Source organism: Micromonospora sp. LOL_021 (assembly GCF_048060215.1).
In the GTDB taxonomy this organism is placed as follows: domain Bacteria; phylum Actinomycetota; class Actinomycetes; order Mycobacteriales; family Micromonosporaceae; genus Micromonospora_E.
Genome location: NZ_JBHMIN010000018.1, coordinates 102,817 through 116,140, shown reverse-complemented (window position 1 = coordinate 116,140; position 13,324 = coordinate 102,817). Strand labels below are relative to the sequence as shown.

The following is a 13,324-nucleotide window of genomic DNA, read 5'->3' as shown; positions in this document are numbered from 1 at the left end:
GGCGGTAGCGCTGCGCCAGGCATGGACCTGAGCGGCGTCGGACAGCACCTGCCCGACGCGGACCGCGCGGACGGGCCGCCCGCGCCGCCGGCACCCGGCAGTTCGGCAGTGCCGCGGCGAACCGCCGGCAACGGACGATCGACTCGGCCGCGGCTGACCCGCCGCGGCCGGGCGACTGACTGAACCGCTGGTTAGTCAGGCACCAGGAGTCGCCGGAACGAACACGGCGGCGACCTGTCGCAGTTCTGCGGCGAGTGTCCGCAGCCGCTCCACCGGAGCGTGCTCGCGCAACGCGCCCCCGGCGTCGTCGAGAAGCATCCGGGCCCGGGTGCGCTCGTGGGCCGGCACGCTGGTGGCCGGACCGGTCAGCTCCCGCTCGACCAGCTCGATCAGTGACTCCAGATCCCCGGCTGGGTCGGTGGCGGCGGCCACCGGGCCGGCGTCGCCCGCCGGCGACCGTGGCTCGACGATCTCGGTCACCACGATCGACTGACGGCTACCGCCGTCGGCGTCACGCGCCGAGATCGTCACCATTCCGTCGGCGTCCGTGTCGATGGTGACCTCGATCCGGGGCACTCCACGCGGCGCCGGCCGGATCCCGGACAACCGGAACCACCCGAGAACCCGGTTGTCCGTTGCCCGTCGACGCTGGCCCTGCCGGACGACGAGATCGACGCTGGTCTGGCCATCCTCCGCAGTGGAGAAGACCTGGGTCCGGCGGACCGGGATGGCGGTGTTGCGCTCGATGATCGTCGCCATCGTCCCGTCGTGTGCCTGCAGTCCGAGGGCGAGCGGGGTGACGTCACGCAACCGGGCGGGTCCGCCCGTACCGATGAGCAGTCCGGCCTGCACCGCGGCGCCGAGCGCTACCACCTCGTCGGCGTTGATCAGCAACTGCGGCTCTTGACCGTCGGCCAGCCGGCGCAGCAGGTCGCGCACCGCCGGGATCCGGGTCGCACCACCGACCATCAGCACCTGGTCGAGGTCCGCCGGGGCGACCCGCGCGTCCCGCATCGCCTGCTCCACCGGATTGCGACAGCGTTCCACCAGGTCACCGGTGAGTTCGTCGAACGACGGCCGGTCGATCAGCGTCCGCAGGTGTTTGGGACCCGCGGCGTCGGACGCGACGAACGGCAGGTTGACCTCCGCCTCGGTGACCGCGGACAGCTCCTCCTTGGCCCGCCGTGCCGCCTCGACCACCCGCCGCCGGGTCTGCGGGTCCGCCGCCAGGTCGATGCCGTGGTCCCGGTGGAACTCGGCGACCAGGTGTTCCACCAAACGGTGGTCGAAGTCGTCACCGCCCAGGTGGGTGTCGCCGGCGGCGGCGCGGACCTCGACCGTGCCGTCACCGGCGGTCAGCACGCTGACGTCGAAGGTCCCACCGCCAAGATCGACCACCAGAATCGTCTGCCGCTGGCGCAGGTGCAGCCCGTAGGCCAGCGCGGCAGCCGTCGGTTCGTTGATCAGCCGCAGGATCTCCAGGCCGGCGAGTCGGCCGGCCTCGCGGGTCGCGGTGCGCTGGGCATCGTCGAAATGCGCTGGTACGGTCACCACCGCCCGGTCGATCCGTTCACCGAGCGTCCTGGCCGCCTCGTCGACGAGGTTGCGCAGCACCAGCGCGCTGATCTCCTCCGGAGCGTACCGGCGGCCCTTGACGTCGAACCGGGCCAGACCGCCGTCACCGACCACGTCGAACACCACCTCGGCGGCCTCCCGGCCGACCTCGTCGTAACGCCGCCCGGCGAAACGTTTGGCGGAGTGGACGGTGCCCTGCGGGTTGAGCACCGCCTGCCGGCAGGCGGCATCACCGACCAGCAGGGCACCGGCCTCGGTGAACGCCACCACCGACGGAGTGGTCCGCGACCCGGTCGCGTTCGGTACGACCGTGGGCCGGCCCCCCGAGACCGCGGCGATGACCGAGTTGGTGGTGCCCAGGTCGATTCCCACTGCGCGCGGCATGACCGTCCCCCCTCGTACCGGCGTCCGGCGCGGGCCGGTTGAGCTGTTAGTGATCGTGGCAGCCGCCCGGATGACACCGCGTCACCCGGGTGGAGTGAGTTGGGCCCGGTGACGGCCGGGCGCGCGACCGGGTTTCGGTCACCTGATGCCCGCCGGACAGGCGTGGACCGGCCCGGGGCCGGGTACCGCTGCCGCCATGACCGACGCACCACGGCTCCCCGACTACGTCGGCGGGCTGGACTTCCCGCTCTCCCGCGAGGACCTGGTCCGGCGGGCACAGGAACTCGGCGCGGACACCGCGTTGCTGCAGGCGCTCCGGGCGCTGCCCGCCGAGCGGTTCGTCAACGCCGAGCAGTTGCTGGCCGAGCTCGGCCGACCCGGTTGACCCTGCGACGCGCGACGGGCGGTGCGGACGTTCCGCGTTTCGTCCGGTCGGGGCCGGGTACCGGCGTCGGGTGTTCTACGCGGAGTTCTCCAGCACCCGGCACCGGGTGCACGACGGCTATCTGACCGCCACCGCCGTCGATCTGCTGGCTGCCGATCCCCGACTGTGTGACCTCGACGTCGAGGTCCGGTTCGACGGCGGCGTCGCGCATTTGACCGGCGACGTCGCCGACGAGGCGGAGTTGCGTCGGGTCCGCGAGGCGATCGGACGGTTGGCGGGGGTGCACGGGGTCTGGGATCGCGTCCGGATTGCCGGCGCCGAGCCGGTGATCCTGGACATCGGCTGCGGCGACGGCCCGCAGTACCCCGGCAACATCGGCCTGGACCAGCGACCGGGCAAGGCGGTGGCGGTCGTCGCCGATCTGCGCGATGGCCTGCCGGTGCGCGACGACGCGGCGGATCAGATCTTCGCGGTGCACGTGCTGGAGCACCTGACCGACTACCTGCGCCTGATCGACGAGTGCCACCGGGTGCTGCGCCCCGGCGGTGTGCTGCATGTGCTCTCGCCGTGGTGGCGGCATGTCAACGCGGTGGCGGATCCGACCCACCTGCGGTTCTTCGACCTGCAGACGATCAAGGGCATCTGCCAGCAGCCGGCGACTGCCGGACGCTGGTATCCCCAGCACGCCTCCTGCGACGGGGCCACGGTCTTCGCCGATCTGGTCGCCGCCCGTGCGAACGATCCCGACCCGTCACCCGGTCACCTCGCCCGGTTCTTCGACTAGTCGCCGACGGGGCACGGTCGAACCCGGCCGGAACAGGCTGTGCCCGTTCCGGCCGGGAGGGCCGCCGCGTCGGACGGACCGCCGCGTCGGACGGACCTCCGGGAGACGTCGCCAGCGGCCGGGTCAGACCCGGTCGGCGACCGACGCGTAGGCGTTGTAGACAGCAGTGTCGAAGTACGGGCTCTTGTTCCACCCGGTGCTCGGGTTCAGCGTGCTCATCACGCCGTTGACGTAACCGAGGCTGTCGTCGTAGTTGCGCAGCCACGGCGCACCGCTAGATCCGCCGGTGAAGCCGCACCGCAACTGGATGCGGTTCTCCAGGAACGGCCAGAACCCGGGCCGGCTGGTGGTGCCCCGGCAGTACTGCTGCCAGCCACCGTCGTACGGCGCCGCGGCCGGGTAGGCCAGGATCGTGACGTACTGCTGGTAGTTGTAGTTCCAGGACAGGCCATTGCCGCCGACGACGCTGACGATCCGTTGGCCGGCGGCGTTGGGCCGGACGGTCACGAAGCCGACGTCACGGTCCAGGTTGCTGTTGTTCGCCCAGGCGGTGAAGGTGGTCAGGTACTTCGCCGACCAGGTGCCGTACGGCCGGGCCCCGTAGTTGTAGCGCGGGACGAAGGTCCAGTTCTGCATCCAGGTGCCGCCGCTGCCGCCGTGTACGCAGTGCCCGGCGGTCATCACCAGCAGCCGGGAGGCGCTGTTGACCGTCGCCGCGGAGCACACGTAGTCGTAGCCATTCACCGGATTGCGGAAGAAGACCTTGCCGACGCTGGCCGAGGCGTTGACGGCCAGCGCACCGCCTGGTGCCGCGCTGTCGCCGGTGGACTCACCCGCCGCGGTGGACTTCCCCGAGGCGGCCGGTGCCGCCGGAACCGGCCGGTGCGGGGCTACCGGAGCGACGGTGCCGGCCGGTTGCCGCCCGGGTTGCGGCGCGGTGCCCCGGTGCGCCGGCGGCGACAGGTCGCGGAGCAGTTCGTCGGCGGGCCGTGCGTCGCGCATCCGCTGCGGGGTCCAGTAGTCCCGGACCCGCTGCCGATCGGCGGCGGCGCCGCTGTGCCGTCCGTCGAACACCGGTGCCTCGGCGGTGGTGACCGCCCCGAGGCCACTGTGTGGTGCCGCGGCGGCCGGTCGCGGTGCGACCAGCGCCACCGCTGCGAGCAGCGTCGCGAGCGCGACGACCCCGGACCGGCGCAGGTGTGGTGAGGACATGCGGTGGCCTTTCGTCGGTGGGTGCATCTGAATCGATGCGGTGCCCCCACAGCATGTAACACACACGGGACAAAGTCAGCACCGAGCCGCGTCCACATGACTACCCAGAGTTAGTCACGCAGCTGACAGACACCCGCCTAGCTGGATAGCTATGTAGAAGCAAATCAGGAACTGACACTGAGTGCGGTTGACGATGACCCACCTACGTGACAATCATTCACTCAGCGCGGTGGCGGCACCAGCCCGCCGGCCGCCAGGACCAGCCAGGTGAGTTCCGGATGGACGATGTCACTGTGCGCGCCGGCCGGTGGCCCACCGCGGCGAACGACGGCGGTGGCGTCCACGTTGTGGACCCGCCGGTGCTCCAGTCGGTTGCCGCCATGACCTGCCGCCGCCAGTGGCAACGACCGGGCACCAACGCCGGTGGCACCGTGGAAGCCGAGTGCCCCCCACCGCTCGGCGAGCGCCGGGGTCGCCGCGGCGTCGTCCCCGGCGGCCAGCGAGGCGAGCGGATAGAACACGCCCAGGGCCGAGTCGTTGGTCGAGAAGCAGACCGAGACCGGCCCGTCGATCCGGGCCGGCAGCCCGGCCAGGGCACCGGACCGGACCGGATCGAACGGCAGTGCCGGGGCGAACGCGAACCGGGAGAACGCCCCTTGCAGCAGGGTCAACGACCGCACCGGGCGATCCGCGCCCCCGACCGCCGGCTGCGCCGCGTCGGCGGCGAAGCTGACCAGGCGGGCCCCGAAGCTGTGCCCGACCAGGTGGATCCGCACGGACGGCGCCACCGCGGCGAGCCGGGCCAGCACCGGCCCCAGGCCGACCCGCCCGACCCGGCCGGCCCGGCCCTTCATCTGCCAGTAGGTCAGTTGCCGCAGCGCCTCCTTGGCCCCGTTCCAGATTCCGCGCAGCGGATCCACCAGGCCGGCCGCGCCGCCGACCGCCGCCGCGTCCAGTGGGGTGTGGCAGCGGCGCAGCTCGTCGAGGAAGCGGGCGTACAACGTGACCGGATCCACGTCGAGCATCGCGGGCAGCGCCGGTGCGGGCCCGGCCGGAGCCGGACCGTTCACAGGTCTCCCAGCCCTCGCCAGGTCCGGGCTGGTCGGTACCGAGTCGCCGTCGTCGCCACAGCCGTCGACGGTCACCATCGCGAACTGGCGGAGCTCGTTGGCGAAGGCCCGTGCCCGGGCCCGGGTGGGCGAGGTGCGTAGCAGGTGCGCCATCCGGTCCAGGGCCGGCGCGCCAGCGGGGAAGGTGGCCCGCAGCACGTTCAGCGTCTCGTCGTCCAGATCCGCCGGTCGGGGACGGTCCGCGCCGCGACGCCGGCCGAGCGGACCTGCCCCGGCACGGGCACCGGTGAGCCCGGCCGGGCCGGGACCGGGACAGGCCGCGCCGACCGGCTCGAAGTCCGGTGCCGGCTCGTCGGGCCACCGGCGTGCCGGCCAGTGCACGCCGACCAGCCCGAGACTCTCCGCCCACGGTCCCGCCCGCCGGGCCTGGCCGGCGAGCAGGTTGAAGAAGGCGGCGTAGAGCGTGTCAGCGACATCCCGGGCGTTGTTCCAGCCATGCGCGAGCACCACCAGATCGGTGACGCCACGGGCACGGGCACCGGACAGTAGACCGGTCACCGACACCGGGTCCGGATCCCCTGCGGCGTCGAAGCGCAGCTCCCACCATGGAAGACCGCCAATCCGTCGGTCCGTCATCGGGCCCCTTCCGCCGCCACCCGTGGTCACACCGACTGCAGTGCCCGCATCAGGTCCACCAGCCCGTGGCCCTCGAAGTGCCGGTCGCGGCCGAGCGGCACGGCAGTGTCGAGCAGGATCTGCTTGATCCGCTCCGGCTGGCCGATGAACTCCCGACGCACGGACAGGAACGCAGCGACCGCACCGGAAACATGTGGCGCCGCCACGCTCGTCCCGGACTCCTCCAGGTAGACCGCTGCGCGCGGATCCGAGCCGCCGGCCTGGGTCGTGGTCAGCCGGGCACCCGCGGCGCAGGAAGCGATCCGTTCGCCCGGAGCGACCAGGTCCGGCTTACGGCGGCCGTCGCCGGTCGGACCCTTCGAGGAGAAGTAGGACACCCCGTAGGTGTGCGGCATGTCGCGGTGCGTCGACCCGACCGTGATCGCGCGCTCGGCGTTGCCCGGATCGTTGATCGTCGCACCCAGCGCGAACCGTGACGGTACGCCGAACGGCGCGCCCACCGCGCCGTACCCGGAGTTCCCGGCGGCGGTCACCACGACCACCCCGGACCGGACAAGTTTGTCCACCTCCCGGCAGAGCGGGGACTGGCCACATGCGAACCATTCCGGATCGAACTCGTACCCGACGCTGAGGTTGACCCCGTGGATGCGCATCACCCGGTCGCTGCGCGCGTTGACCTCGCGTACGTAGGCCAGCGCGGCGATCACCCGGGACACCCGTTCGGTGAGATCACCCCCACCGTGCAGCACCTTCAGGCTGACCAACCTGGTCAGCGGCGCGACGCCGACCATCGAGGCCGGGTCGACCACCGGGCGTGACACCGGCACCGGCACGGCCGGATCGTCGATGTCGTAGCGGTGCTCGATCACCCGTACCGTCCGCTGCGGATGCCGGCGCGCCCAGTCGTCGACGCCGCCGGCGATGATCCCCGCGACGTGGGTACCGTGGCCGCTGTCGTCGGTCAGCGCGTCGCGCGCCCGGGGTCGTGCCCCGGGCGGGAAGCTGCGGTGCAGGTCGCGGACCTCGGGTGCGCTGAGCGTCGCGTAGCTGGCGAAGTGCGGGTGCCGCGCGTCGATACCCGAGTCGACCACCGCCCAGACGATCCGTTCGCCGGTGGCGTTGAAGGTCCGCCGGGCCGCGTCCGCCTTGATGGTGGCCGCCGAGACGTCGATCTGCGGCCGGACCGGGAAGTCCGGCCAGATCCGGTGCACGCTGCGCTGATCCGGATCGCCGACGACGGTGTCCGCCGCTACCAGCCGCTTCATCTGGTTGACGCTGAGTTCCCCGACGACGTACTCGCCGGCCAGCGGCCGGGGATGGCGACCCGCGGTGACCCGAAACCAGAGTCCGGCCAACTGCTCGGTGGCGCGCTGCGGTCCGCCGGCGAAGTGCAGGTTGACCGCGACCAGCACCGGCATCGGCTCGTCCGGGCCGAGCGGGAAGCCGAGGCGCTGCCGCCCAGTGACCGCCCGCAACGGATCGGTGATCACTCCGGGCGCGGCGAGCGGCGCTGGACGGCCCGGACCGGACGCACCGTCGGTGTCGTTGCCGCCGGTGGCGGCGGTGGCGGCTGGCCCGTCGGGTACCGGCACGGACGACGCCCCGTGGCCGGCCAACAGCGTAGCCCGCGCCCGACCGGCGTCGGTCAACGACCAGGTCCGGCCACCGGTGACCAGGTTGGCGGCGCGCAGCCGGTCCAACGCCTGCCGGACCCGGCGGTGCCACTGCGGTTCGCCGTCGCGGTCGGCACGCTCGGCGTCGCCGAGCCGGTCACCGTACCGGAAGGCCACCTCACGCAGCACCGTGACGAGCCCGGGGGCGGCCCGGGGGCGGCCGGCGAGCGCGATCAGCGTACGGCTTTCCCAGTCATCCGGCTGCGTCACGGCGGTCCCCTCCCCCACCAGCACCGCTGACGGCCGATTGATGACCGCAGCGGCCACCTCAAGCATAGAGCGACGAAGTAACTACTCAAAGTGACCGATTGGCCCACTTCCGGACCGGCCACCGGCCCCGGAAACAGGAAACCCACTCAGCTACGCATCGCCCCGCCCTACGGTGAGGAGACGAGAGCCACCACGGACCGTCATCCCCCGGGGCGGACCGACGCCAAGGAGGTGACGCCCGTGCTGGAGCGTCCGGCAGCCACCATCAGCTCGGTACGGCACCGCCGGATGGCCCACGCCCGGCACGCCTGGGCCTACGACGGCCACGCCCATCTCGAAGTCAGCACAGACGACCATGGTCGGGTGATCGCCGACGTGCAGCGGCTGGAACAGGCCCTGCACGAAGTCGACGGAGTGCACTGGGCGGCCTGGAACGGCGCGCTGGGCCGGATGGTGGTCCGGTTCGATCCCGAGGTGATCGGCGACTCCCGGCTCGTCGCCGCGCTCGCCGGCGCGGAGCGGCGCGTCGCCCCGCAAGCGACCGGCACCACGCACGTCGACGCCGGCCTCGGTAACGCCGTGTCACTGGCCGGTGATCTGATCGGCGCCGGTGTCGGAGCCGTCGGCAAGGTACTCCGGCTGCCCGCACTACCCAACGAACTCGCCGCGCTGCCCGCCGCCTTCGAGCACGTGCCGCAGCTGCGTTCCTGGCTGCGCCGTACCCTCGGCCCGGTCGGCGCCGACCTCGGCCAGGCGTTGTTCAGCACCGCCGTGGCAGCGGCCTCGCAACGCCCGCTGACCAGCCTCACCGACGCCGTACTGCGGGTCGCGCTGATCGCCGAGGATTCCGCATACCACAAGGTGTGGGCCGCCCGGGCCCACGAACTGCATCCCGACCCGGACAGCAGTCGCGCACCGGCGCTGCCGGCGCCGGCCCGCCCTCGACCGTTACCGGACGGGCCGATCGAGCGGTACGCCCAACGGATGAGCACGCTGACCCTGGTCACCGCCGGAATGCTCACCATGCTGCCGGGCGGCCGGCAGCGTGCCGCCCGGGTCACCGCGGTCGCGTCCCCGCGCAGCGCCCGGACCGGCCGCGACGCCTACTCCGGAGAGCTCGGCCGGATCCTCGCCCGGCGGGGCGTGGTGGTGCGGGAAGCCGCCGCGCTGCGCCGGCTGGACCGCGTCGACACGGTGATTATCGACGCCTCGGTGCTGCTCACCGGCCGTACCCTGGTCACCGCAGTGGTTCCGATCAGAGGAACCGAGGAGCGGGCCCGCCGGATCGCGGCCCGGCTGCTCGATCCCGCCACCGATTCGGGCGACGGCCGTGACCAGCCCCAGCCGACCACCGCCGGACCGGGCGGCGACGAGGCCACCGACGGCTGGGCGTTGACCGCCCCGCACCGGCTCACCCACGCGTTGCCAGCCGACCTGCTGGACCGGCTCGGCCGCGGTGACCCGCCGAACGGCGACCGGGCCGGGACTCCCGGCGGCGATCTGCTGGTGCTCACCCACCACGGGAATCCGACGGCCCTGGTACGCGCCGAGGCCGAGCTGGACCCGCTGGCGGAGGCGCTCACCACGGCAGCCCGGCGGGTCGGCCAGTTGCTCATCGCGGGCCGCAGCCGGGCCGGCCGCAGTCCGGCGACCGGTCCGACCGGCAGCACGCTCGCCAGCCGCTGCCAGGCGGCGGGGACGGTGGCCGGGGGATCGAAACTGGCCGCCTCCGTACGGACGCTGCAGCAGGCCGGCCACGGGGTCGCCCTGATCGCCGCCCGCAACGACGTCGCCCTGGCCGCGGCGGACTGCGGAATCGGGGTGATCCGGGCCGCCGCCCGTCGCCCACCGTGGGGTGCCCACCTGATCTGCGCACCCGGGTTGGAGACCGCCTGGCTGGTGCTGGAGGCAACGGCGCTGGCCCGTTCGGTGAGCACCGACAGCGCCCGGCGGGCCATGCTCGGCTCCGTCGCCGCCGCCGCGCTCGGCGTGCTCGACGGTAGCCCCCGTGGCGGCTCGCGGTCGTTGCTGATCGACAACGTGGCTGGGCTGGTCAACCTGGCGATCGGGCACCGGGCGGCCCGCGGGCTGCGCGGGCGGGCGACACCCGCGCCGCGCAGCCGGGCACCCTGGCACGCCATGCCGGTAGACGAGGTGCTCACCCGGCTCGGCTCCTCGGCCGAGGGCCTCAGCGACGTACAGGCCCGGCAGCGGCAGGCCGAACGGTCAGGTGGCCAACCCGACGACGGGCCAGGACGGGGCCTGTGGCAGGCCACCGCAGCCGAGCTGGACACGCCACTGACCGGTCCGTTGGCCGCCGGCGCCGGGGTGTCGGCGATGACCGGATCGACCGTGGACGCCGTCATGGTGCTCTCGGTGATCATGGCCAACGCGTTGCTCGCCGGGGCCCAGGAGATGGCGGCCGGGCGGGCGCTGCGCCGGCTGCTCAGCGCCGGGGCCCTGCGGGTACGACTGCAGCGCGACGGCGAACAGCACGTCCGCCCGGCGGAGGACCTGGTGGCCGGTGACCTCATCTGCCTGGAAGCGGGCGACTCGGTGCCCGCCGACTGTCGGCTGGTCACCGCCAACGGCCTGGAGATGGACGAGTCGAGCCTCACCGGTGAATCGGTCCCCGTGGCGAAGACCGTCGACAGCACCGGAGCCGACGCGGTCGCCGACCGCACCAGCATGGTGTACGCGGGCAGCACCGTGGCCGCCGGCACGGCCACCGCCGTCGTGGTGGCGACCGGCCGGTCGACCGAGGCGGGCAGCTCGGTCGACCAGGTGCAGGACGAATCCCCGCGCGGCGGGGTGCAGGCCCGGCTGCGGCAGATCACCTCGGCATCGGTACCGACCGCGCTCGCCGCCGCCGCCGCGACCCTCGGCAGCGGGTTGCTGCGGGGCCGACTGGCCGAATCGGTCGGGTCCTCGGTGGCCCTCGCCGTCGCCGCCATCCCCGAAGGACTGCCGTTCGTCGCCACCGCCGCCCAGCTCAGCGCGAGCAGGCGGCTGTCCCGGCACAACGTACTGATCCGGGATCCCCGGGCGATGGAGGCACTCGGCCGGGTCGATGTGATCTGCTTCGACAAGACCGGCACCCTCACCCAGGGATCGATCCGGCTGCAGGGTGTCTGCGACGGCCGACGGACCGAGCCGGTCGACGCGCTGGGCTGCGATCTGCGACAGGTTCTGGCCGCGGCGCTGCGGGCCACCCCGGTCCCGGACGGCGATCAGAAACTGCCCCACCCGACCGACCAGGCGGTGGTCGACGGCGCCTACTCGGCCGGGGTGGGCATCCGGGAAGGCGCCGACGGGTGGGAGCCGCTCGCCGAACTGCCGTTCGAGCCGGGCCGGGGCTTCCACGCGGTGCTCGGTGGTTGCCCGGGTGGTGCCGTCATCAGCGTCAAGGGGGCCCCGGAGACCGTGCTGCCACGGTGCGCGACCTGGCGCCGCGCCGACGGCGTGGTGCCGCTGGACGACGCCGGCCGCCGCGAGATCGACCTGGCCATCGACGGGCTGGCCCGCGACGGGCTGCGGGTACTCGCCGTCGCCGGTCGGGTCGCGTCCGGTCGCCGGGACCTCGACGACGACCGGATCGACCGGTTGGAGCTGCACGGGTTGCTCGGCCTGGCCGACCCGCCACGCGACACCGCCGCCGACGCCGTCCGGCGGCTGCGCCGGGCCGGGATCACCGTGGTGATGCTGACCGGTGACCACCCGAGCACCGCCGAGTCGATCGGCTCGCAACTCGGCCTGCTCGACGGCAGTGCGGTGGTCACCGGGGCGGACATCGACGCCGCCGGACCGGATCAGCTGCCCGGACTGGTGACCCGGACAGCGGTCTTCGCCCGGGTCAGTCCGGCCCACAAGGTCGCCGTGGTCCGGGCGCTACGCCAGGCCGGGCGGGTCGTCGCGGTGACCGGCGACGGCGCCAACGACGCCCCGGCGATCCAACTCGCCGACGTCGGAATCGCCCTCGGCGATCACGGCACCAGCGCCGCCCGCCAGGCGGCGGACATGATCGTCGTCGACGGCCGGATCGAGAGCATCGCCGAGGGCGTGGCCGAGGGTCGGGCGATGTGGGTGTCGGTGCGTGAGGCCCTCGCCCTGCTGCTCGGCGGCAACCTCGGGGAGATCCTCTTCTCGGTCGGCAGCTCGCTCATCTCCAACCAGCAGGCACTCAACCCCCGGCAAATCCTGTTCGTCAACCTGATGACCGACCTGCTGCCGGCGATCGCCGTCGCGTCCCGCCCGCCACGGGGGATCAGCGCCGACGAACTCGCCCGCGAGGGACCGGAGTCGTCACTCGGTGCCAGCCTCAACCAGCAGGTGGCTCGGCGGGCGGCGGCGACCGCGCTGGCCACCACCGGAGGTTGGCTGGCAGCCCGGTTCACCGGCACCCCCACCCGCGCCGGCAGCGTGGCGCTCGCCGCGCTGGTGGCCTCCCAGCTGGCGCAGACCGCAGTCGCCGCGAAGGGTGATCCGACGGTGCTGGCGGCGGCCGGGGTGTCGCTCGGGGCGTTGTTCGGAGTGGTGCAGACGCCAGCGGTCAGTCAGTTCTTCGGCTGCCGTCCACTGGGACCGGTCGGCTGGTCGATCGTCGGCGGTTCGGCGGTCGCCGCGGCCGGGCTCGGGCTGCTGCCGCTGGAACGGATCGAACGGCTCCGCCGGACCCGACTGGGCCGGTTGACAACGGATGTCGCCCACCGAGGTACCGGTCACCGGGTACGCCGGGCCGTCCGCCCGGTGCGCCGGCTGCGGCCGACCGGCACCGACGCCCCGGTCCCGGTCTGACACCCGGAGTCGTCGACCTACGCCGCCGCGCTGATCTGGCGTTCGAAGCGCTGCCGCAGCCCGTCCGCCCGTTGCGGGTCGGCGAAACCCTTGAACGCCTGGTCGACGAACTCTGCCGGGATCATCGCCTCGACCTGGGTCCGAAAGTCCTGGTCGAGCTGGGTGACGGTCAGCTCGGGCGGATCCGTGAGCCGAGCCACGATCGGGCCGGCGTTCATCCGGGACAGCAGGTACGGCGTGCCCGGCGTACCTGTCGCGCACAGGTAGTAGCCGTAGGCCGTGCCCACCTCGTCGGAACGGGCGGTGGCCGGGTCCAGCCGCCAGACCTCCGCCGTGCACAGCATCCGTTCGTCCGGGTTGACCTCGTGACCGTGCGCGGCGTGCTCGTCCGCGGTGGACTGCTCGATGGTGGTCGCGATCCGCAGCGCGGCGTCGTCGCGCAGCTGCGCCTCGGTCAACACCGGCGCCGCCGCCGCGGTCGAGTAGTGGAAGCCCCCCGCGAGCAGCATCAGCACCAGTAGCTCCGGTACCAGCCACCACGCCGCGACGCGACGCCGCAACACCCGAGGCAGATCGACATCTTTCGACACCAGGGCAGTGT

The 13,324-nt window shown here is 73.1% G+C and carries 8 protein-coding genes; 3 read left to right on the top strand and 5 right to left on the bottom strand.

Going from position 1 to position 13,324, the window contains the following annotated elements; genetic code table 11:
* Positions 1 to 195 precede the first annotated feature (195 nt).
* Positions 196 to 1,959 (bottom strand): molecular chaperone DnaK, encoded by a 1,764-nt coding sequence (gene dnaK, locus ACFHWT_RS14595; RefSeq protein WP_416595135.1) that lies wholly within the window; start codon positions 1,957 to 1,959, stop codon positions 196 to 198.
* 196 nt (positions 1,960 to 2,155) lie between these two features.
* Here dnaK and ACFHWT_RS14590 point away from each other — a divergent pair, with 196 nt between their 5' ends.
* Positions 2,156 to 2,344 carry a DUF2795 domain-containing protein gene (locus ACFHWT_RS14590; RefSeq protein ID WP_416595134.1) on the top strand — a complete coding sequence of 63 codons (189 nt, stop codon included), beginning with the start codon at positions 2,156 to 2,158 and terminating at the stop codon, positions 2,342 to 2,344.
* A 70-nt stretch (positions 2,345 to 2,414) separates the two neighbouring features.
* On the top strand, positions 2,415 to 3,128 hold the full coding sequence (locus ACFHWT_RS14585) for a methyltransferase domain-containing protein (protein WP_416595133.1): 714 nt from the start codon (positions 2,415 to 2,417) through the stop codon (positions 3,126 to 3,128).
* A 123-nt stretch (positions 3,129 to 3,251) separates the two neighbouring features.
* On the opposite strand, the gene ACFHWT_RS14580 is transcribed toward ACFHWT_RS14585, so the two are convergent.
* From ACFHWT_RS14580 to ACFHWT_RS14570, 3 genes are all read right to left on the bottom strand, one after another.
* Entirely contained in the window at positions 3,252 to 4,340 is a 1,089-nt protein-coding gene (locus ACFHWT_RS14580) for a trypsin-like serine peptidase (protein ID WP_416595132.1), read from the bottom strand.
* Between the two features lie 221 nt (positions 4,341 to 4,561).
* The gene (locus ACFHWT_RS14575) at positions 4,562 to 6,046 is read right to left on the bottom strand and encodes a hypothetical protein (protein WP_416595131.1); all 1,485 of its coding nucleotides are present in this window, start codon (positions 6,044 to 6,046) and stop codon (positions 4,562 to 4,564) included.
* 26 nt (positions 6,047 to 6,072) lie between these two features.
* Positions 6,073 to 7,929 (bottom strand): S8 family peptidase, encoded by a 1,857-nt coding sequence (locus tag ACFHWT_RS14570; RefSeq protein ID WP_416595130.1) that lies wholly within the window; start codon positions 7,927 to 7,929, stop codon positions 6,073 to 6,075.
* 240 nt (positions 7,930 to 8,169) lie between these two features.
* On the opposite strand from ACFHWT_RS14570, the gene ACFHWT_RS14565 reads away from it, so the two are divergent.
* Complete coding sequence (locus ACFHWT_RS14565; RefSeq protein WP_416595129.1) at positions 8,170 to 12,723, top strand: HAD-IC family P-type ATPase; 4,554 nt, start codon at positions 8,170 to 8,172, stop codon at positions 12,721 to 12,723.
* 17 nt (positions 12,724 to 12,740) lie between these two features.
* On the opposite strand, the gene ACFHWT_RS14560 is transcribed toward ACFHWT_RS14565, so the two are convergent.
* Complete coding sequence (locus tag ACFHWT_RS14560) at positions 12,741 to 13,313, bottom strand: hypothetical protein (RefSeq protein WP_416595128.1); 573 nt, start codon at positions 13,311 to 13,313, stop codon at positions 12,741 to 12,743.
* Positions 13,314 to 13,324: the final 11 nt, after the last annotated feature.

What these genes read in the sequence shown, in the direction of transcription:
- dnaK (WP_416595135.1), bottom strand. Translation starts at nt 1,959, where the DNA reads ATGCCGCGCGCAGTGGGAATCGACCTGGGCACCACCAACTCGGTCATC.
- ACFHWT_RS14590 (WP_416595134.1), top strand. Translation starts at nt 2,156, where the DNA reads ATGACCGACGCACCACGGCTCCCCGACTACGTCGGCGGGCTGGACTTC.
- ACFHWT_RS14580 (WP_416595132.1), bottom strand. Translation starts at nt 4,340, where the DNA reads ATGTCCTCACCACACCTGCGCCGGTCCGGGGTCGTCGCGCTCGCGACG.
- ACFHWT_RS14575 (WP_416595131.1), bottom strand. Translation starts at nt 6,046, where the DNA reads ATGACGGACCGACGGATTGGCGGTCTTCCATGGTGGGAGCTGCGCTTC.